The sequence below is a fragment of the Paraburkholderia bryophila genome (assembly GCF_013409255.1).
Classification (GTDB): domain Bacteria; phylum Pseudomonadota; class Gammaproteobacteria; order Burkholderiales; family Burkholderiaceae; genus Paraburkholderia.
The window spans coordinates 1,238,882-1,257,356 of record NZ_JACCAS010000002.1; the positions used below are offsets into that span (position 1 = coordinate 1,238,882).

21 protein-coding genes are annotated in these 18,475 nt (G+C 61.2%); 6 read left to right on the plus strand and 15 right to left on the minus strand.

Annotation, left to right across the window (positions count from 1 at the left end; genetic code table 11):
• Window positions 1-64: 64 nt before the first annotated feature.
• From GGD40_RS26720 to GGD40_RS26740, 5 genes are all read right to left on the minus strand, one after another.
• Entirely contained in the window at window positions 65-646 is a 582-nt protein-coding gene (locus GGD40_RS26720) for a nucleoside 2-deoxyribosyltransferase (RefSeq protein ID WP_179711576.1), read from the minus strand.
• Window positions 647-833: 187 nt separating this feature from the next.
• The gene (locus GGD40_RS26725) at window positions 834-1,274 is read right to left on the minus strand and encodes a hypothetical protein (protein ID WP_179745667.1); all 441 of its coding nucleotides are present in this window, start codon (window positions 1,272-1,274) and stop codon (window positions 834-836) included.
• A 122-nt stretch (window positions 1,275-1,396) separates the two neighbouring features.
• The gene (locus GGD40_RS26730; RefSeq protein ID WP_179745668.1) at window positions 1,397-3,088 is read right to left on the minus strand and encodes a purple acid phosphatase family protein; all 1,692 of its coding nucleotides are present in this window, start codon (window positions 3,086-3,088) and stop codon (window positions 1,397-1,399) included.
• A gap of 393 nt (window positions 3,089-3,481) precedes the next feature.
• Window positions 3,482-3,706 carry a hypothetical protein gene (locus GGD40_RS26735; protein WP_179745669.1) on the minus strand — a complete coding sequence of 75 codons (225 nt, stop codon included), beginning with the start codon at window positions 3,704-3,706 and terminating at the stop codon, window positions 3,482-3,484.
• Between the two features lie 108 nt (window positions 3,707-3,814).
• On the minus strand, window positions 3,815-4,234 hold the full coding sequence (locus GGD40_RS26740) for a hypothetical protein (protein WP_179745670.1): 420 nt from the start codon (window positions 4,232-4,234) through the stop codon (window positions 3,815-3,817).
• Between the two features lie 233 nt (window positions 4,235-4,467).
• On the opposite strand from GGD40_RS26740, the gene GGD40_RS26745 reads away from it, so the two are divergent.
• The 3 genes from GGD40_RS26745 (at window position 4,468) to GGD40_RS26755 (ending at window position 7,517) form a co-directional block, all read left to right on the plus strand.
• Entirely contained in the window at window positions 4,468-5,106 is a 639-nt protein-coding gene (locus GGD40_RS26745; RefSeq protein ID WP_179745671.1) for a TetR/AcrR family transcriptional regulator, read from the plus strand.
• A 175-nt stretch (window positions 5,107-5,281) separates the two neighbouring features.
• Window positions 5,282-5,944, plus strand: coding sequence for a DUF3313 domain-containing protein (locus GGD40_RS26750; protein WP_179745672.1), 663 nt, complete (start codon window positions 5,282-5,284; stop codon window positions 5,942-5,944).
• Window positions 5,919-7,517, plus strand: coding sequence for a PqiB family protein (locus tag GGD40_RS26755; RefSeq protein ID WP_179745673.1), 1,599 nt, complete (start codon window positions 5,919-5,921; stop codon window positions 7,515-7,517). Before GGD40_RS26750 ends, GGD40_RS26755 begins: the two co-directional genes overlap by 26 nt.
• A gap of 25 nt (window positions 7,518-7,542) precedes the next feature.
• Here the strand turns inward: GGD40_RS26755 and GGD40_RS26760 are convergent, their stop codons facing one another.
• The 7 genes from GGD40_RS26760 to GGD40_RS26790 all read right to left on the minus strand — a co-directional run bounded on the left by GGD40_RS26760 (window position 7,543) and on the right by GGD40_RS26790 (window position 13,331).
• Complete coding sequence (locus GGD40_RS26760) at window positions 7,543-9,477, minus strand: putative bifunctional diguanylate cyclase/phosphodiesterase (protein ID WP_179745674.1); 1,935 nt, start codon at window positions 9,475-9,477, stop codon at window positions 7,543-7,545.
• Between the two features lie 409 nt (window positions 9,478-9,886).
• The gene (locus GGD40_RS26765) at window positions 9,887-10,183 is read right to left on the minus strand and encodes a 4Fe-4S dicluster domain-containing protein (RefSeq protein ID WP_179711560.1); all 297 of its coding nucleotides are present in this window, start codon (window positions 10,181-10,183) and stop codon (window positions 9,887-9,889) included.
• Window positions 10,184-10,185: 2 nt separating this feature from the next.
• Complete coding sequence (locus GGD40_RS26770) at window positions 10,186-10,497, minus strand: hypothetical protein (protein ID WP_179711558.1); 312 nt, start codon at window positions 10,495-10,497, stop codon at window positions 10,186-10,188.
• Between the two features lie 12 nt (window positions 10,498-10,509).
• On the minus strand, window positions 10,510-11,091 hold the full coding sequence (locus GGD40_RS26775; RefSeq protein ID WP_179711556.1) for an RNA polymerase sigma factor: 582 nt from the start codon (window positions 11,089-11,091) through the stop codon (window positions 10,510-10,512).
• A 122-nt stretch (window positions 11,092-11,213) separates the two neighbouring features.
• The gene (locus GGD40_RS26780) at window positions 11,214-12,086 is read right to left on the minus strand and encodes an SDR family oxidoreductase (RefSeq protein WP_179745675.1); all 873 of its coding nucleotides are present in this window, start codon (window positions 12,084-12,086) and stop codon (window positions 11,214-11,216) included.
• Between the two features lie 62 nt (window positions 12,087-12,148).
• Window positions 12,149-12,550 carry a VOC family protein gene (locus GGD40_RS26785; RefSeq protein WP_179711555.1) on the minus strand — a complete coding sequence of 134 codons (402 nt, stop codon included), beginning with the start codon at window positions 12,548-12,550 and terminating at the stop codon, window positions 12,149-12,151.
• Between the two features lie 118 nt (window positions 12,551-12,668).
• A complete protein-coding gene (locus GGD40_RS26790) occupies window positions 12,669-13,331 on the minus strand; it encodes a TetR/AcrR family transcriptional regulator (RefSeq protein ID WP_306456600.1) in 663 nt (220 codons plus the stop codon).
• A 390-nt stretch (window positions 13,332-13,721) separates the two neighbouring features.
• On the opposite strand from GGD40_RS26790, the gene GGD40_RS26795 reads away from it, so the two are divergent.
• From GGD40_RS26795 to GGD40_RS37420, 3 genes are all read left to right on the plus strand, one after another.
• Window positions 13,722-14,501: a COG4705 family protein gene (locus GGD40_RS26795; RefSeq protein WP_179745677.1), complete on the plus strand. Its 780-nt coding sequence runs from the start codon at window positions 13,722-13,724 to the stop codon at window positions 14,499-14,501.
• A 42-nt stretch (window positions 14,502-14,543) separates the two neighbouring features.
• A complete protein-coding gene (locus tag GGD40_RS26800; protein ID WP_179745678.1) occupies window positions 14,544-14,963 on the plus strand; it encodes a histidine kinase in 420 nt (139 codons plus the stop codon).
• Window positions 14,964-15,266: 303 nt separating this feature from the next.
• Window positions 15,267-15,713, plus strand: coding sequence for a Fur family transcriptional regulator (locus GGD40_RS37420; protein ID WP_179745679.1), 447 nt, complete (start codon window positions 15,267-15,269; stop codon window positions 15,711-15,713).
• Between the two features lie 64 nt (window positions 15,714-15,777).
• Here the strand turns inward: GGD40_RS37420 and GGD40_RS26810 are convergent, their stop codons facing one another.
• The 3 genes from GGD40_RS26810 to GGD40_RS26820 form a co-directional block, all read right to left on the minus strand.
• Complete coding sequence (locus GGD40_RS26810; protein WP_179745680.1) at window positions 15,778-16,089, minus strand: hypothetical protein; 312 nt, start codon at window positions 16,087-16,089, stop codon at window positions 15,778-15,780.
• A gap of 64 nt (window positions 16,090-16,153) precedes the next feature.
• On the minus strand, window positions 16,154-17,029 hold the full coding sequence (locus tag GGD40_RS26815; RefSeq protein WP_179711542.1) for a dienelactone hydrolase family protein: 876 nt from the start codon (window positions 17,027-17,029) through the stop codon (window positions 16,154-16,156).
• Between the two features lie 226 nt (window positions 17,030-17,255).
• Window positions 17,256-18,359 carry a nucleoside hydrolase gene (locus GGD40_RS26820; RefSeq protein ID WP_179745681.1) on the minus strand — a complete coding sequence of 368 codons (1,104 nt, stop codon included), beginning with the start codon at window positions 18,357-18,359 and terminating at the stop codon, window positions 17,256-17,258.
• Window positions 18,360-18,475: the final 116 nt, after the last annotated feature.

The window sequence follows — 18,475 nt, forward strand, 5'->3', positions numbered from 1 at the left end:
GCCGCCCACAGCAAACCTTAATAGCTTGCCGCGTGCAATACCCCCACATCTATGCGACTCGCATTTATACCCGTGAATCGCTATACAGGATCTTTGCGATCCCATTCAAATCGTCGCTGCCTTCGCGAAGCCTCGCGATCGTCGCGCCACGTTCCATCGCCTGCGCGACACCGTCCGCACGACCTCGCGCAATCACGTCATGAATCGCTTGCGGCAATGCCGCGATCTGATCGACCATCCGAAAATCGCCCAGCCCACCGAGCATCGGATTGTCAGAGCCGCCGAGCATGGAGCGCGCGTCGGCCTTGAAAAGCACCAGCGGCTTGCCCGCGTGCCATGCGAGCGACGCTTCGACGACCGTGCCCTCATCGGCGACACGGCCATTCAGATTAGCGACGACGACATCGCAGCGCTGCAGCAGTTGATAGGTATCCAGACTGAAGATCGCACGATCGAGAATCCGCGCGGCTTCTTCAACCGACGCGCCGAGTTTTTCGAGTTCCGGTTTGAGTCGCGCGAATTCCAGACCATCGCGATGCGGCAGAAACGTCGCGAAACCCGCGGCTTCCAACGTGTGGGCAATCGAATCCATTTCCGCGCGTTCGGCTGCGTTGAACAGCGGACCCGCGCAATAAACGCGTAGCATTTTTTTCCGTCTCCAGAAGGGTGGCCTTGAATCGCGAGACGTCTTCGCGGCATTCGCCGCGTGAATCGTCCCACTGCCAGGAGCTTAACGCGCCGACGAACAACACGCTAAATCAGGCCACCTGTCGCTCGGATTGGCCACTCAGGCGAGGACGCTGAGTGACCCTCGCCGCGTCCCCTTTACCGCATCAATCGTAGTGACGATGCCGATGATGCCGCTTGCCCGACCGATAGCCGCGCGAATAGTCGTCCGAGTACGAATTGGAGCGCGACATGTTGCCGCCGAGCGCCGACCCCGCGCCGCCGCCCAACGCCGCACCGACGAGGCCGCCGCTCCGGCCGCCCATCGCATTGCCGGCCGCGGTGCCCGCGCCGCCACCCAGCGCGCCGCCGATAATCGCGCCCGTGCGCTCACGACGGTTCGATGTCACCGCACCGCCCGCGCCGCCGCCGACCGCGCCACCGAGAATAGCGCCGGTACTGCCGCCGACCGCACCGCCCAGGGCAGCGCCGGCCACACCGCCGAGCGCGCCGCCAAGGGCGTTGTTCATATCACTGGCCGTTGCCGGCAAAGAGGCCGCAGCGCTGAGCACTGCGATAGCGAGCATCTGAACGAGTTTCTTCGGCATAAAAAAGCTCTTTTGTGTTTAGGACGGCGCCGAGTATAACCGGCAACTTGAAAGCGTTTTGTAACCGCCCAAACAAACGTCCGTAAGACGTGTAACAAAAGATCTACGCCGTTTTGCCGGCCTTATCCGCGCCGTTTCTTCTTCAACTCGATCGTCTCGAACAGCTCATAGTTCTGCGTCGGCGTCTGGTCCGCGCCGGGCGCGTGATAGTAGTTCATCGTGATCGTGGTCTCGCCGCCGCGCTCGCCCGGATCGTGATCGAACACCGCGATGCCGTAGCCAGTGCCGGTATCGCGCTGCGCGGACCAGATCGCGTCTTCAACCGCATCCGCGCCAGCGCGTACGAATGTGCCCGCCGTCGTGCCCGCAACCGGACGGTTCGGCCGCGTGAACAGGCGCGCTTGCGGCATGCCCGTGCCGGCGTCCACGCCGTACACGTCCAGCGGCGCGCTCGTGCCGCCGCCGCCGAGAATCAGGTGAATCGTGCCGTGGCTCGTATCGAACGTCGACGCGCCCGACGAGACCGCCGACATTACCGGCTTCGGCTGCAACGTATCGACCGGACGACCCGTCGCGATGTCGGTGCCTTTGTTGTGATTGCAACCACGCACGGGGTAGCTGCGCTCGTAGTCGTGATCGTGACCACACAACACGAGATCCACACCGTAGCGATCGAACAATGGCAGCCATGCTTCGCGCAGGCCCTTGTCCGAGCCGTTGCCGGTCTTCGACGAACTCAGCGCGTCCTGATGCATCTGCACGACGATCCAGTCGACTTCGTTGTCCTCGGCGGCATGGCGAAGGACTCGCTCCAGCCAGCGGGTTTGCTCGCCGTCGCTATAGCCGCGTACGTACAGCGAAGTGCCGGGTTGAATCGGCGGATTGCCGGTGCTGGCGACCGGCACTAGCGGGGCCGGACCGGCGACGAAAGCGGCGGCGTCCTGATAGACGATATCGTCCGCATCGAGCGAGATGAACAGCACCGAACTCACGCGGAAGCTGTACCAGCGGCCCTGAAAACGCGTGTGATTGTCCGGCAGCGTATAGCGCGCGAGGTACGACGCGAGGCCCTGTTCGCCGTTGTGAAATTCGAGTTCGTGATTGCCGGGACACGGCATCCACGGACGGTTGGCCGCCGACGTCTGGCAGTTGTTGCCGAAGTCGCGCCACACATCCGGCTGATGCATCGGGTTCAGATTGGCGTAGCAGAGGTCGCCGTTAAGCAGATGGAATAGCGGCTCGAAACGCTCGACCGCTTGCACCGCGAAACGGCTTTGCGGCGACGACAAGACCCAGCCGGTATTCGGCGTCGCGAGATCGCCGTAGCTGGTCCAGCGAAACGCAGCACGACCGCGCGGCGCGGTGCGGAAATTTGCCGTGAAAGGCTGCGCCGCGTTGCTGTCGTTCTCGGCGGTGACTTCGTATTCGTAGCTCGTGTCGGACTTCAGGTCACGCAAACGCGCGTGATACGCGAACACCACCTCGCCGTTGATGCCGTCGGTGTACGTGCTTTGCACAGCATGCACCGTGTGCTTCGTGCCACCTGCGGCGCCGAAACGCACTTGCGGCTTCACCGCTTGCGCCAGCGTCGCCCACGACACGGTGGCCTCGCTCGACGGATCGTTGCCCCACGTCAGGTGGATCTGCTCGGGCGTGCCGTCGGGCGTGCTACCCGCCGCGCGCGCCGTCGACGCGAACGTACTCGCCGCAGTGGCGAGGCTGGAGGCGCCGGCAAACTTCAAAAACCCACGACGCGAAACGATGGAAGCGCCCTGTTCGGGAGGCACGGCATTGGCGATTTTCTTGTTCGACATGTCTGGTATTTTTCTATCGGGGTGGAAGGATGCCGGCGAATACGCGGAGAGACCATGCGGCTGCGTAGGCGGCAAGGGTGCTGCTGAATGTGCACCACGAAGGTGACCCGCGATCCTAGCCGTGAAGCTATGACAGCCAGATGAAAACAGTCGTACGAAAAATGCCGCGAATCAGCGTGCGATTGAGAATGGCGAACCAGAACAGGCCGCTTTGATGTCAGGCGAACAATGCTTACAGATGACCGACATTGATAGCGCCGTGGTCACAGTAATGAAAGGGAAATTGATGCGCGCGCAGGGCGGGGGGAAGTGATACGAAGTGCTGCATTGATCGCGAGGCCGCCGGGGCATGAATCCGTCATACGGATCATGTTTCCGGCGGCCTGCGTTCGTTCACGCTTGGGGAGCCGTGTCGTCGGTGGCTTGCGTGTCGGCTGCGGCGTCTTGCGTCGGTTCGTCTTTCTTTTCGACCATTTCTTCCAGCTTACCGGCGCCTTCGAAACCGGCTACAGCCGCAACGCCTTTCGTCAGAAAGCCTGCGCCCGGATCCACTTTTTCTGCTGCTTCAACGGCGGCAAATGCCCCTGCAATCTTTCCTGCTTCGTCCAAGAGTCCCATGGCGCTCTCCTCGAAAAAAAGTGAATTAGCATCCTCTCACGAACTCGGCGGCTTGTCGTCAAATGTAAATTGAACATGACGATTGGCGGATAAGTCGGCGGCGATGTGCTATCGCTTCGGCGGCTGAGGATTGTTCGCAGGATTCGTATCGAACCGGGAGACGCTACTGATTCCGTCGTCACTAACAAGCTTCAACAGATCAACCTCTATCTCATCCGCAATCAGCTTGCCGTAGATCTCGTCGCCGTTCACGTAGACCGTGAACGATTGAAGGTACTTCGCCTTCTTCTGCGGATGTTCAATCGTCTCGCGAGTCCACTGATAGAGCGGATAGTTTTCCGTGCCGAGTTTCTCCGCCTCGCTGACGTAATCCGCGAACGCATCGAACTGACACTTCAGCGTGGCGTCGTGTTTGTGCAGAACATCACGCAACGCAGCGTGCGACGCGTACGTCGGGTCGGCGCGCAAAGTATCGGCCAGTCCGGGCGCAACCGTTATTCTGAGTTGAAATTGCAGCGTGGATTCCATGTTTGCCTGAGTGTCGGAGTAAGCGCGTGCGAAAGTCGCCGTGTTCAACCTATGAAGGATACCTCGCACGCTCTGCGTCGACCGTCCGGGCGTGGCCTGTAAAATGAATGCGTATCCGCGATCGTCGCTCTGCCTGAACTCTGCCCGAGCGATCGATCGGCCTAAGCCTCGGCCGCCGCGCGAGCGTACCCTTCGTCGCTCGCGCAAGGCCGCCCCAACGCTCTAAAGACTTTATGGACAACCCAACTCGTTCCGAACGCTCCCGCCGCGCAGCGCTTCAAGCGGCGCTGACCATCATCGCGCGCGACGGCCCGGGTCAGCTCACGTTCGACGCGATCTCACGCGAAAGCGGCATCAGCAAGGGCGGGTTGATGCATCAGTTCCGCACGAAAACCGAAGTCCTGAAAGCGCTGCTCGAGCACGACATCGAGCACTTCGAAAATTTCTCCCGGCAATATCTCGCGAAGGTCGTCGACACAACGCCCGAGGCGAACCTCGCGACCGAGATCGCGACCATGCGCGAAGCGGCGGAGAACCCGCAGGCGGGAGGTTTTGCCATTCTCGCGGCTTTGGTCGAGGACCCTACGCTGCTTTCCTCCACTAACGAAAAGAGCGCGCAGAAGGTCAAAAGCATCAAAGCCGAAGCGGCCGATCCGGACCTGGCGCTCCTGCGTTGGGCCGCCGCACGAGGTCTCGTGTTTACGAGCCTGCTGGGACTTAGCCCATTTTCCGACAAGGAGCGCGGGCGTTTGTTCGATCGTTTGCTCGACGATAGTCAGTGGTCCGCCGCGGCCGTGAAACCCGCGGCGAAAGCGAAACCACGCAGCGCACGCGCACCACGCGCCACCAAAAAAATCGCTAAAGAAGTTTGAAAAGAGCGCGTCGGCCACGCGCCGACATCGCTTCGCGTCCTACAATCTGCGTCACAAACAAACCGTCTGGTCGGTTTACATCCTGGAATTGCAATGTTAGGCTTGAGCCCGCCATGAACTGTCGTGCCTGGATCGGCCAGGAAGGACAGGCTCGAACCCGCAAACGGAGATAGGCATGGAAAAATTAGTAAAGGTGCGTCATGTGTTGATGGCGGCCGCTTGCGTCGCGCTGATCGGCTGTTCAAGCGTGACGCCAGTCGCTTATTCGGGGATCGCTTCGGCGCCTTATTTAAGGCCCAATCCGCAAGACGACTCGGGTCGCGTGCCGTATCGCTTCTCGTCGCAAACCGACTGGCAGCAGTACACGAAAGTGATCATCGATCCAGTCGTCGTTTATCGCGGTGCCGACAATCAGTTCGGCGATATGCGTGACGAAGATAAAGCAGCGCTCGCGAGCTACATGCAGACCCGCTTCGCGGAAAAACTGCGCGGCCGCTTCGAGATCGCTACCGCTCCCGGTCCGAACACATTGCGCCTGAAACTCACGCTGACCGGCGCGAAGACCAGCACGCCGGTAATCAGCACGCTGTCGCGCTTCGACATTGCGGGTGGAATTTATAACGGCGTCCAAACGGTGCGCGGCCGCGAAGGTGCGTTCACCGGTTCGGTGATCTACGCTGTCGAAATCTACGATGCGGCGAGCAACCGCCTCATCAACGCGTATGTCAGCAAGCAGTATCCGAGTCCGATGAATATCGGCGCGAGCTTCGGTTCGCTCGCCGCGTCGAAGACCGGCATCGAGAAGGGCGCCGATGCGCTGGTCGCGCAACTCAAGTGACGCGGCCAGCGCAGCATCGAGCGGGCGGCTTCCATCGCTCGTTTGGCTGATTCCGCTCGCCGCCGCGCTTATCTGTGCCGCGCTGGCTTATCAGTCGGTGAGCCGGCGCGGCCCCGCCATCACCATCCGCTTCCTCAATGCGGAAGGCCTCGAAGCCGGCAAGGCAGCGGTCAAATACCGTGACGTGGAGATCGGCACTGTCGAGGCCATCACGCTCGCATCGGACCGCTCACACGTCGTGGCTGAAGTACGGCTGACGGAGGACGCGCGTCGCTTCGCGGTAAAAGGCACACGTTTCTGGGTGGTCCGCCCTCGTGTCGACGCCGGCGGCATTTCCGGTCTGGGCACGGTGCTGTCGGGCGCTTATATCGGTGTCGATGCGGGGCACTCACGAGAGACCGAAACCCACTTCACGGGACTGGAAACGCCCTCTGCCGTGCGCAGAGACGACGACGGCGCGCGCTATGTCCTGCATGGTGATTCGCTCGGCTCGGTCGACATCGGCTCGCCGGTCTACTACCGGCGCGTCCAGGTAGGGCGGGTGAGCGGCGTCATGCTGGACAAGAACGGCACCGGCGTTTCGCTCGATGTCTTCGTCGACCAGCAATATCAGCAATACGTCGGCACGAATACACGTTGGTGGCAAGCAAGCGGTCTCGACTTACGGCTCGACGCGAACGGTCTCACGCTCAATACGCAATCGCTTGCCGCGGTAATGCTCGGCGGCATTGCATTCCAGACCCCGCCGGGCGAATCGATCGGCACGGCCGCGCCAGATGGCGCCGCCTTCCCGCTTGCCCAGGATGAGGCCGCCGCCATGCGTCATGCCGACGGTCCCGCGGCCCCTGTCGTGATGAAATTCACGCAGTCCCTTCGTGGCTTGACGGTCGGAGCGCCAGTCGACTTCCGCGGCATTCAGCTCGGCGAGGTAACGCGCATCGGCGTCGAATTCGATCCAAAGACGCGTGAATTCACGTTGCCCGTCGCACTCAACCTCTATCCCGAACGGCTCGGACGGCGCTATCTGGAATCGGTCCAGCACAGTGATACGAATGCCGGCAAAGCCCTACTGCTGAAGCTGGTAGCGAGCGGCCTGCGCGGACAATTGCGCACGGGCAATCTGCTGACCAACCAGTTGTATATCGCGCTCGACATGTTTCCGAAAGCGCCGCCAGCGCGTGTCGACTTGAACGTGCAGCCGATTGAGTTACCCACCGTGCCGAATACGCTCGAAGAACTCCAGGTTCAGATCGCCGACATCGCGAAGAAACTTGATCAGGTTCCGTTCGAACAACTCGGCCACAACCTCAACGAGGCGTTGCAGAATGCCGACCGTCTGCTCCGGCAACTCGACACGCAACTGACACCGCAGGCGCGCGACACGCTGGCCTCCGCCGAGAAAACTTTCAGCGCCGCTAACGCGGTCTTGCAACAGGACTCACCGATGCAAGCGGATATGCACGAGGCGCTCACGCAACTGACGCAGACACTTCGATCGTTAAACGCATTGGCCGACTATCTGGAGCAGCATCCTGAATCGCTGGTGTGGGGCAAGGCGAAAAGCGGGCAGTAAGGCGGCGCGAAACATCCGTTGCCACTCATTCCTTATCCGCTGAATGAGCGATAACCGGTTCGTCGATTTGCGCAATCTCGCTGCCTCGCACGGGTTTGCCGAGCAGAAAGCCCTGAGCGTGCGTGCAACCGCATACCCGCACGAAGTCCAACTGTTCCTGCGTTTCGATCCCTTCCGCCGTGGTCGGAATGCCGATTTCGCGTGCCAGTGCAACGATCCCGCGAACCACCGCGGCGGATTCGCGACGATGCACCGACTCCTTGACGAAGGAACTGTCGATCTTCAGCTTGTCGAACGAGAAGCGCACGAGCGTCGACATGGTCGAGAAGCCCGTGCCGAAATCGTCGAGCGCGAGTCCGATACCCAATGCGCGCAGCCTCGCGACGTTGCGCCGGGTGACGACGTCGTCATTCAGCAGTACGGTTTCCGTGACCTCGATATTCAGTCGTACGGGCGGGAGCTTCGTTTTACGAAGAATCGCCGCCACACTCGAAGCAAACGATTCCTCCCGCAATTGCACCGGCGACACATTCACGGCGACCGTGACCTTATCTTGCCAGGTCGCGGCTTCCTTGCAGGACTGCAGCAACGCCCATTCGCCCAAGGCCAGAATCAGGCCGGTACGCTCGGCAGTGGGAATGAACGCGGAAGGCGGCAGCTCGCCGCGACTGGGATGCGTCCAGCGAATCAACGCTTCTCGGCCGGACACCGCGCCGCTACTGAGATCGACAATCGGCTGATACTCCATGCGCAAGCCGCTATATGACTGCAATGCGCCTTCCAGGTCACTGCGCAGCAAGCTCAGACTCTCGTCCGACGCATGCTTGCCGGCATCGAACAGCGCGAACGCGCTTTTGCCGCTGCGTTTGACCGAATACAACGCACGGTCGGCGCAGATCAGCAATTGCGGCCCCGTCTGCGCGTGTTCCGGATAGAGCGAGACGCCCACGCTCGCGCCGATATGCACCAGCGCCTCACGCAAAGCGAACGGCCGTGCCAATGTTTTGACGATGCGATCCGCCAGGATACGCACGTCGCGCGCTTGCCCCGTTGCGTCTGAAATGGCGACGAACTCGTCGCCCGCCAGGCGTCCGACGAGATCGCCGCTCGGCAGTACTTCGCGCAAGCGGATTGCGGCTTCCTGAAGGATCTGATCGCCCGCCGCGTGACCCAGGCTGTCGTTGATCGCCTTGAAACCGTCCAGATCGATCAGCAGCACCGCGAATTGTTGATCCTCACGCAACGCGCCCAATTCGGTGCGCTCCAGCAGCAGTTCGCTGAGCCGTGCGCGATTCGGCAAGCCCGTGAGACTGTCCTGACGGGCAAGACGATGACTATTTTCACGCGCCAGCAGCAAGGCGACCGTGTCGCGATTGCTGCGCAGCGCCACGGTGAAAAATCCGGCTGCACAGAATGGCGCCTGGAACAGCAACACGAGTTTGCCGGAGCCGGGCGACAGCGCCGCGCCAAGACCCAGCAGCCCGAGAATGAACGTAATCTGCAGCAACACGAGCCGCGGGGTGCCTGCATTGCGTCCCGCCAGGCCACCGATCACGCCGACAGCGCAAACGTTTCCGAGCAGGAATAGTGTCGCGTCGCCGCTCGTATTGCACAGCAGCGTACCGAATCCGAATAGCGCACTCCAGAGCAGGCTGGCGAATAGAAACGCGGATGTAGGAGTCGGCTGGCCGCGAGCGCTACGGGTGCAGTTCAACCAGATTAGTGCGAGGCGGGCAATCAGCAGCGCGACGACAGCCACGCCCCAGCCGGCGTAGAGCGCATTGGGATAAAGATAGAACGCCGTCGCGCAAACGCTGATTTCACAGATCGACGCGAATACGATCGACGCGGTGCGTGTGAACAGATTGGCAAGCAGTACCTGCCGATTGTCCGCGCTCAGGTTCTGAGCGGAAGAGACGATCCACTTAAAAAACGGAGACCTTGGTTCGCTGAAAGCCATGACCTGCACATTTTTGTTGGTAAGTGGATCGGTATGCTGCGCGATTATTACGTAAACACAATGAATCGGGTTGATTCAGGCGTGGGGAACCGCGCATTGGGACGACGAGAGAGTGAGTGGCCGAGTGGCCATTCTGGAAGGCAAAGATGTCAAGCTCAACTGCCTATTCGATCTACTGGAATAGATTCATCCTGGCGCACAGAGGGTATCCGCAAATAGAAACAGCCGGCTGGGCGCCGGCTGTGCGTTCTCCAAGATTCCGAACGAATTGGTTGCTCGTGCACGGTTTCGGCCATACACAGTTTAGATGGCGCGAACCTGGCGCTGCGATGGCCGTATTGACCAGGTGCGTCTATCAGATAGGTGTATTGACAGCGAATCGACAGGAAAATCGATTGCGTGACGCCAACTACGATGCTCTGGCCAGTTTGATCGCGCGTTCGGGGCAGGCCGTCACGCAGAGTCCGCACGAACGGCAAGCGTCGGCGTTCGGCGTGTAGGCCACTTTCATTCCATGCACCCGCAGCTTGAAGCGATTCATTGCGCCGAGCTTCGCGTAGTCGGCGTCGTCGATACGGCGGATCTCGAACACGTTCTCGGGGCACACTTCCAGACAGTCCCCCTTGCCTTCACAGCGGCGCAGGTCGACCACAGGCACGATCACACCCGCCTCCTGCTTGCACTCGGCGGTCGCTTTCTGGCGCATGTTCATTCTCCTTCGCGTCGGCCGAAACGGGTTTGCCATGTCGCCTGGAATTGCTCGCGTTCTTCGGGCGTCATGGCCTGCCATTTGCGCCAATGCCGCCGCTCGCGCCAGCCGCCGCCGTGTCCGCGGAAACCGCCGAACAGAATGCGGCTCAATATCAGCAAACCCAATGCGTGCCAGAAATCGATCAGGCGGGCACCGACGAACAGCGCCGGAACCACCCAATTCCACAACGTCATCACTGCCCATCCGAGCACGGCGACGCCGACCACCACGAGCGGCACTAATGCAATACATTTGATTCGAGATTTCATCCGTCGACTCCTTTAAAGATCCAGTTCGTCATAAACCACTTGCAGGCGGGCGCGCAGATGCAACACCGCATAGCGTTTGCGCGCAAGCAGGGTGTTGATCGCGACACCCGTTTCCGCTGCCAACGCCTTGAACGGGCGCCCCTCCAACTCGTGCGCGATGAACACGTCGCGCTGATTGGGCGGCAAATCGTCGAGTGCATCCTGCAAGGTTTCGAGCAATGCGGCGCGCGCATACAGCGCTTCAGGACCTGCGTCATGTGCGGGCAACGCGAGATCGAGTCGATACTCGTAATCGGCTTCCTCTCCGTCGTCGGTGAGTTCCGATAGCGGTTGCTCTTTCTTCTTGCGAAAACGGTCGATGATGCGATTACGCGCAGCGCGAAATAGCCACGCGCTCGCCTGTTCGATGGGAGCGGGAAGCCGGTACGCCTGCACGAACTCGTAGAAGACGTCCTGCAAGATGTCCTCGGCCTCGCCGGGATCGCGCACACGGCGCCGGATAAAATTCCCGAGCTTCATGCGCTCACGCACCACAGTCGCGGTGATATCGCTATCTCGGTCTTTCATCGTGTCCGGGGTGGGCTGCGGTTCCATGCGTCTGAAGACGTTTCAGGATCGCGGATATTGTGGGCCGTTTGAAGAATCTTTGTGGCCCGCCGAACGGCGGCCGGGAATGTCGTGGCGCAAAGCGGCGTGCGAGCCGCCGCGCCACGTCGTCAGACGGCGTAGTAGCCGGGTTGATCGATATCGGTGAGTAGATCCGGACCTGTCGGCGACCAGCCGAGCAGCGAGCGCGTGCGCGCGCTGACGCCGGCCATGTCCGCGCCGACGAAACCCGCGAACCAGCCGAAGTGTTCACGGCCGCGCGATTCGACCGGCAGGCCGAGCCGGCGTCCAATCACCTCGGCGAGATCCTTGAACAACACGCCCTCATCCGCGACCGCATGGTAGACGGACTCGGTCACGCCCTGCTCGACCGCTAGCCGGTAGACCCGCGCGGCATCCAGCCGATGCACGCCGCCCCAGCGGTTCAGGCCTTCGCCGAGATAGGCGGACACGCCCGTCTCGCGCGCCATGCGGATCAGCATCGGGACGAAACCATGGTCGCCCGTACCGTGAACCGACGGTGCGAGCCGGACCGTCGCGGCGCGCACGCCGCGCTCCACCAGCGCTCGTGCAGCGGCTTCCGACTTGCGGGGAAAAGAGGGGTCGGGCACGTCCGCTTCGGTCGCGGCACGGCCTGATGCGATATGCGCGAGCCCCGAGGTCACGAGAAGCGGACGGTCCGAGCCTTGCAACGCACTTCCGAATGCCTCGATCGCGCGCCGTTCCTGCTCGGCGTTCTCGACGAATCGGGAGAAGTCGTGGTTGAAAGCGGTGTGAATCACCGCATCCGCCGCCGACGCGGCACTGTGCAACGCGTCGAGGTCTTCGAGCGTGCCACGGATAACCCGCGCGCCGGTCGCAGCCAGCGCAGCCGCCTTGTCGTCGGAACGGACAAGGCCCGTCACCTGGTGGCCGGCGTCGAGCAACTCACGGACCACGGCGGACCCGACCCATCCGGTGGCTCCGGTTACGAATACTTGCATAGGCTAAAGCTCCTGCATGTCCGCGCGGCCATTTAGGTTTGGCGGAAATGCGATTGAAGATGTCAAAGGTCGAAGGTGCCGCGATACGCTTCGTCGGCATCGGACCGGGTATTGATTTCGACGAGTACGCCGCCGGGCACTTCGCAGAAAAACCGCGAGCCGCGTTCGTGTTTGAACACGCCGGTTTTCATCACGACGCCGGCCGTGGCCATGCGGTCGTGAAGCGCGCGAACGTCGTCGAGGGTTCCCAGTTCGAAGCCGATGTGAAAGTTGTGCGGCCACGCAACCGGATGGTCGGCGGCGTTGTCGATCACGATGTCGAATCCGGGGCGTTTCAGAAACCAGCTACCGCCGCGGCCGGCTACCGTGCAGCCGAGATGTTGTTCGAAGAAGGTCGCCGTGGCGCTAACGTCGGACGAGGGGAAGCTCATGTGATTGAGCTTCATGGTGGTGATATCGGTCATGTCGATCTCCGTTGATGCGGATCGCTCGTTGCGTTCCGTACGGAGAATGTTACGAGTAAAAGCTCGCGTTCAATACTCGCGTCGCCCGACGCTGCACCGATGACCGCTCAGGCCCGTGCTACGGGCGTTTCCGGGCGCGCGGGGAGGTTTTGCGCGGGGCTTGCTCGCGTTTATCCTGAGATTGCGGCGATCCTTCCGCGCGCGGAGCCGAAGAATCGCGCGCCGAGGCGGCGTCCGTGGCCGACATCATCGTGAGATAGCCGAACACGGCGGCCGTCACGCGGCGAATGAGTCCGGCCATGTCCGTCTCTTCCCGTTCGCCCGCCGCGTCGACGAGGCCGCGAATCATCGCCAACAGATCGCGCGCGGCGACCAACGTGTCCTCTTGCGGCGGTAGACCGTCACGCGCAAGGATTTCCGTCAGCAAGGCGCGTATCGAGCCCTTCGTGGAGAGCGCCGCGCGCATGTCCGGCCGGCTCTCTTCGACGTCGAGCAGCCGCGCGAGCGTGGGGCGCGCGAACTGCTGCCGCACCGATACGCCAATCAGATGATCGAGCGCGACCGGTCCGCTGGCATGGTCGAGCGCCGCCAGCGCCTCCTGATAGAAGCCTTCGCTTTCACGCTGCATCAGCCCGAACGTGAGCGCGTCTTTGCTGGGGAAGTACTGGTACAGCGAGCCTATGCTGACACCGGCGCGCTCCGCCACCGCGTTCGTATTGAAACCTTCGAGCCCCTTGTTTTCGAGGACCTGGGCGGCTGCTTCGAGCAACGTGGCGACCATGCGTTCGGAGCGGGGCTGGCTGGGCGCTCTGCGCGGTTTAACCGGCGACGAATTGGACTGTCGAGGCATACGGCGAGTGGATTGGAAAAGTGATTGGCGTTAAAGACGCAGTCTAAGCAATATCGGGCGGCGCGTTAATAGCGATTGAACAACGATATACCGCACAGGTATCGCACGGTCGTAGCGTATCAAAGCCCGTGGCCGACCAGGCGGCGGCCGCCCACGAGTAGCAACGGCTCCCCAACGCCCGAACATAAGGCTTGCATAAGGTTCCTCGTTGCATAGTCGGTGCACTGGTTGAGCGTGATCGCGCGAATCACCGCGTCGAACCGAGCGCTTATCAACGGGAGAATCACCTTGCTAGAGACCGCGAATTATCGTGTGGCTACGATGAGCAACAAAGTGCCTGAGGCGACACTCGTCTTCTGGGCGATCAAGATCATGGCCACCACCGTCGGCGAAACCGGCGCGGATTATCTGGCCGTGCATGTCGGCCTCGGCACCGCGGTGACGGGCGGCATGATGCTCGTGTTGTTGCTGGCCGCGCTCGCGGGGCAGCTTCGCACGCGCAAGTACGTGCCTTGGATCTACTGGCTGACCGTGGTGCTGGTCAGCGTAGTCGGCACGCAGATCACCGACGCGTTGACCGACAAGCTCGGCGTGAGTCTGTACGCGAGCACGATTGCGTTCGCGCTGGCGCTAGCCGTGGTGTTCGGACTTTGGTATCGCAGCGAGCGCACCCTTTCGATTCACACCATCAACACGACGCGTAGAGAGCTTTTCTATTGGGCGGCCGTGTTGTTCACTTTCGCTTTAGGCACGGCAGCAGGCGATCTCGCCACCGAAGCGCTGGGCTTGGGGTTCGTCATCGGCGTCGTCGTATTCGGTGCACTCATCGCTCTCGTCAGCACGCTCTATTACGTCGGCAGCAATCCGGTACTGACGTTCTGGCTCGCCTACATTCTGACGCGGCCATTGGGGGCTTCGTTCGGCGATCTGCTTTCCCAGTCGCAGGCGTATGGCGGCGTCGGACTCGGCACCATCAACACCAGCCTGCTCTTTCTCACCGCGATCGCCGTACTGGTCATCTTCGCGAGCGCTACCGCTACCGCGAATGCGACTGCGGCGCGAACCGTAAGCACGCCTGCCTCGAAACGAGCTTCCAAATAGTCCGCCGCTAATCCTAGCCAAATCAAACAGAAGAGAACCATCATGAATCAAGCCACGCTCAATAAAGCGGTCATCGCTTCGTTTATCGCCCTTTCCGCTATCAGCTTCGGCCATCTCGACGCGCGAGGGCTCAGCCTTTTATCCGCCAACGCCGCTGAGTCGGTCAAAGCCTCAAAGCTCGGCGATTTGACGCCATTCCGCAAGATTGCCACCGACGCCAAGGCGCTTGTCGACAAGGGCGATCTCGCGGGCGGCAAAGCGCGAATCAAAGATCTCGAACTCACCTGGGACGATGCCGAGCCGTCGCTGAAGCCACGCGCCGCCGCGGACTGGCACACCGTCGACAAAGCCATTGACCGCGCGCTGAGCGCATTGCGCGCCGGCACACCGGACGCGGCCGAATGCAAGCAGTCCCTCGCTGATCTTTTGACGATCATGGACAGGATGAGCGGTAAGGCTTGATGCCCTGTTCAATACGCGCGGCCTGAAGACCGGCTGAAGTTGCGGATTCAACCGATCCGCGCCGATCGATACAGATTACCGGCCAACGCGCCGCGCGACTTTCTATCGCGCGGCTTTTCGCCGTTCGAAACGCTCGCTTAAGGTTCCCTTAAGGAGCGGGCACGCATAGTTCGGCCACTGGCGGTTCGCCCTCTGCCCACAGAGCGAAGGTATTCCCCCGATTTCCTCGATTCGACGACGCCCCTGAATGCGTCGCCTAGCCTCGCCGCCCTCCGCCCCGCCGTCCTCGTTTCCACCAAGTCCATGAACACTCACAGAATTCTTGAGCGAGCCGGTTTGCGACCCACGTTTCCTCGCGTCCTGGTGCTGGAATTTTTTCAGGCGCACGCTCATGAACATCTCGCGGCCGAGGCGGTTTACGTGCGTCTCAACGAAGACTCCCGCAACATGAGTCTGGCAACGGTTTACCGGGTTCTGGCTCAACTCGTGGACGGGCGGTTGCTGTCCAACGTAGCGTTCGGTGACGGCCGCACGGTCTATGAGCTGAATGACGGCAATCCGCACGACCACATCGTTTGCAATGCGTGTGGCGGCGTTCATGAATTCTTCGATGCTGAAATCGAGGCGCGTCAGCAAGCCGTCGCGGAGCAATTCGAGTTCGCGGTGTCGGGGCGACGATTGGTGTTGTTCGGTTTGTGCGTCAATTGCAGAAAGAGCAGCGCATCGGTCAGGCGGGCGATCCGGAAATAGCGGTTCGCTTCGCCGTTACGTGGCTGCCCTCTTCGCGACAGAATTAACCGCAACCGTATTCCGATTACGGCTTGCCTCTAAGCGTGAACGGAGCCAGCAGCGCCTGGACATCCACCTGCTGCCCCTGAAGCAGAAGCAGCCGTGCGTGAAGCACCGTGTTTTCCAGCACCAGCTTGGCGGTGCTCAACAGGTAAAGCGCGTGAATGTCGGACACAGCCATGCTGCCGGCTTCGACCTGGTGGTGACGCTCAACCAGAGAACTCATCACGAGCTGCCTGAGTTCCTGCTCTCCGAATGGCAGGTCGGCGTAATCGATCGGGTCGTCGGCTTCGACCTCTCGCAGCATCTCAACGAGCGTTTCCGTGCTTACTTGCATGTTTCGGCTCCACGTTGTCGGTTAGGGCCAGCATCACCAAGCTATGTCGTCCAGCACGTCTAGCCTACTGCGTCGATTTGACCGCGTCCAGCGAAGCGTTATTTCCCGCATTCGTCGAATGCAGCACGGAAGCAATAAAGCTCTGGAACCCCGGCTCCCAGATAGGAATCGCACTGTCCACGGCGAACATGCCGTGACCATCGCGGCCAAAGGGCTGCTCGATCACCAGTTGTCCCTGACCGCCCGCGGCCTGAAACGCGCTGAACCAGGTCCGGACGACATCGGGCGAGAAATACATGTCGTTTTGGACGTAGTGCCAAAGAACCGGAACATGGATGGTCGACGCATAGTGCCCAATGGCCTCGGCCATTCTGTCAGGCCCACACGGGTCGCCCGGATTGGTGGCGGGGCGCCCGCCGCGGCCACCGGAGAAATTGACGACGGCGATAAGGCCCGGGGGAGCGTAGCTGGCCGCGGCGAGTGACGCGAACCCACCCGCCGATTGCCCCACCAGGATCACCCGGGCTTTGTCGACTTGCGGTAGCGTGTCGGCGAAGGCGATCGTGGCCAGCAAATCCTGGGCAGCCGCGTCGCCGGCCGCCACGAAGTCAGGCCGTTTGCATGAGCCGCCGTCTTCGGCGAACGTACCGCCTGTTGCGCCATAGCCGCGACGTATCGGCACGATGACCGCAAAGCCCATCCGTACGAACTCGCGAATCTGCGTGATCTTGCGATAACGGCCTACCTTCACGCGGTCACGGGCATTCGGCGGATTGCCGTGACTGAGAACGATCAGCGGGAACGGACCGGCGCCGTCGGGCATGTAGGTCGTCGCGACGAGTTCGCGCTGGCGGGTGCCGAAGAATCCTTTGTCTGTCATCGGCACCGACACGACGGTTTCATGCAGGTCCGTCGCCGTGGGCTCGAATTCCGTCGCCATGGCGGAACATCGCCACAGCGCGAGCGTTATCGCACAAGCAAACAATCCGACGCGGAGCAATTTCTTATTGTTCATATCGCCTTTGAAAGACCGTCTCTTAAGCCAACCTGAAAAGAGCTGGCACCGCCATTCGTGACCACCGACGCTACCTTACCGCTTTTTCGTCAGGCAACGTCGGTACGAACAGCACGGTATTCAATCCGCATGAGAGAGTCGGCGAGCCGTGTCACGGCAGCGCAATCGGCACCGGACGCGTCAGCAGATCGACATAGAGACTGAAGAACCGGTTGTTGTCGAACTGCGTGACGTACGTGATCTTGTTCGGCGAAGCACCGGACGCAGGCTGGTCCGGATAAACCGTCACATGCCCTTGATTTTCGCTGCTCGTAGTGTCGATATCGAGGTAAGCGCTCCTGGTCTGCGTGGCATACGTCGGATCGAGAAAGTACGCGATCGTCAACGTGTCGAACAGATCGGTGTTATCGGCGAACGCGCCTGCATTCGCAATGCCATACGCCTTCGTCACCGCGGTCTGCTTGTTCGGGTTGTTGACGATCTGGTCGTACACGCTTTGCGAGAGCGGCACCGTGTTCGTGACGTCGAGTGGAATGACGGCCTGCGGAATCGTTGTCTGCAATACCGTGCGCACGGCAAGCGGATCGAACCACCAGTTCAGCTCGGCCACGGCGTTCGCGTTGCCCGGCACCGCCATCGCGCCGCCCATGTAGACGATCTGTTTGATCAGCGGCACGATCTCCGGCGCCTTCATGATGGCCGTGGCGAGATTGGTCGGCGGACCGACTTCTAGAATCGTCACCTGATTCGGATAGCGCTTGATAGTCTGGATCATGAAGTCCGCGGCGCTTTGCGTCTGCAGTTTCGTCGATACCGCGAAGCCGTCCGGCGGCGCGACAAGCTGCGACTGTTGAGTCGGCTCAGGCCGGCTCCAGGCGCCGAAATAGCCTTGGGGATTGACCGCCTGCTGCGCGCGAATACCCGCTACGTCGTATTGCAGCGGATAGTCCGCACCGCCGTAGACGCCCACCACGTTCTGCACGCCCATGCGTTCCACGGCCTTCAACGCATCCGATTCTTCCTGCAGCAACCAGTCATTGCCGGTGACCACCGTGAGCCCGAGCAGATTGACCTTGCCTTGCCCCATCAACTGCGTGGTCATGGCGAAGAGCTGACCGTCGTCGCCCATTGTGTTGAAGTCCGAGTCGATGATGATTTTCGGCGCGGTGGCCAGCGGATCGGTAGCCGTTACGCTACCTCCGCAGCCGGCTAGCACCGCCGATACCATCAGGATACCTAGACATTGTGATTTCATGTTTTTCGTCCAGTTTAGAGCGTGATTAACGAAGCAACGCCCTCGCGGGAGGGTGTCGATAAATCAACGTCGAGCCACCCGGGGAGGGTGGCGGTACGGACAGCCTCACATCACAC

Bases quoted from the DNA above. Each gene is read 5' to 3' on its own strand.
- GGD40_RS26800 (WP_179745678.1), top strand. From the start codon at position 14,544: ATGAATCAAGCCACGCTCAATAAAGCGGTCATCGCTTCGTTTATCGCC.
- GGD40_RS26795 (WP_179745677.1), top strand. From the start codon at position 13,722: ATGAGCAACAAAGTGCCTGAGGCGACACTCGTCTTCTGGGCGATCAAG.
- GGD40_RS26770 (WP_179711558.1), bottom strand. From the start codon at position 10,497: ATGAAATCTCGAATCAAATGTATTGCATTAGTGCCGCTCGTGGTGGTC.
- GGD40_RS26765 (WP_179711560.1), bottom strand. From the start codon at position 10,183: ATGCGCCAGAAAGCGACCGCCGAGTGCAAGCAGGAGGCGGGTGTGATC.
- GGD40_RS26730 (WP_179745668.1), bottom strand. From the start codon at position 3,088: ATGTCGAACAAGAAAATCGCCAATGCCGTGCCTCCCGAACAGGGCGCT.
- GGD40_RS26790 (WP_306456600.1), bottom strand. From the start codon at position 13,331: ATGGTCGCCACGTTGCTCGAAGCAGCCGCCCAGGTCCTCGAAAACAAG.
- GGD40_RS26720 (WP_179711576.1), bottom strand. From the start codon at position 646: ATGCTACGCGTTTATTGCGCGGGTCCGCTGTTCAACGCAGCCGAACGC.
- GGD40_RS26725 (WP_179745667.1), bottom strand. From the start codon at position 1,274: ATGCCGAAGAAACTCGTTCAGATGCTCGCTATCGCAGTGCTCAGCGCT.
- GGD40_RS26820 (WP_179745681.1), bottom strand. From the start codon at position 18,359: ATGAAATCACAATGTCTAGGTATCCTGATGGTATCGGCGGTGCTAGCC.
- GGD40_RS26760 (WP_179745674.1), bottom strand. From the start codon at position 9,477: ATGGCTTTCAGCGAACCAAGGTCTCCGTTTTTTAAGTGGATCGTCTCT.
- GGD40_RS26775 (WP_179711556.1), bottom strand. From the start codon at position 11,091: ATGGAACCGCAGCCCACCCCGGACACGATGAAAGACCGAGATAGCGAT.
- GGD40_RS26810 (WP_179745680.1), bottom strand. From the start codon at position 16,089: ATGCAAGTAAGCACGGAAACGCTCGTTGAGATGCTGCGAGAGGTCGAA.
- GGD40_RS26740 (WP_179745670.1), bottom strand. From the start codon at position 4,234: ATGGAATCCACGCTGCAATTTCAACTCAGAATAACGGTTGCGCCCGGA.
- GGD40_RS26755 (WP_179745673.1), top strand. From the start codon at position 5,919: ATGCGCTGGTCGCGCAACTCAAGTGACGCGGCCAGCGCAGCATCGAGC.
- GGD40_RS37420 (WP_179745679.1), top strand. From the start codon at position 15,267: ATGAACACTCACAGAATTCTTGAGCGAGCCGGTTTGCGACCCACGTTT.
- GGD40_RS26735 (WP_179745669.1), bottom strand. From the start codon at position 3,706: ATGGGACTCTTGGACGAAGCAGGAAAGATTGCAGGGGCATTTGCCGCC.
- GGD40_RS26745 (WP_179745671.1), top strand. From the start codon at position 4,468: ATGGACAACCCAACTCGTTCCGAACGCTCCCGCCGCGCAGCGCTTCAA.
- GGD40_RS26750 (WP_179745672.1), top strand. From the start codon at position 5,282: ATGGAAAAATTAGTAAAGGTGCGTCATGTGTTGATGGCGGCCGCTTGC.
- GGD40_RS26815 (WP_179711542.1), bottom strand. From the start codon at position 17,029: ATGGCGACGGAATTCGAGCCCACGGCGACGGACCTGCATGAAACCGTC.
- GGD40_RS26785 (WP_179711555.1), bottom strand. From the start codon at position 12,550: ATGACCGATATCACCACCATGAAGCTCAATCACATGAGCTTCCCCTCG.
- GGD40_RS26780 (WP_179745675.1), bottom strand. From the start codon at position 12,086: ATGCAAGTATTCGTAACCGGAGCCACCGGATGGGTCGGGTCCGCCGTG.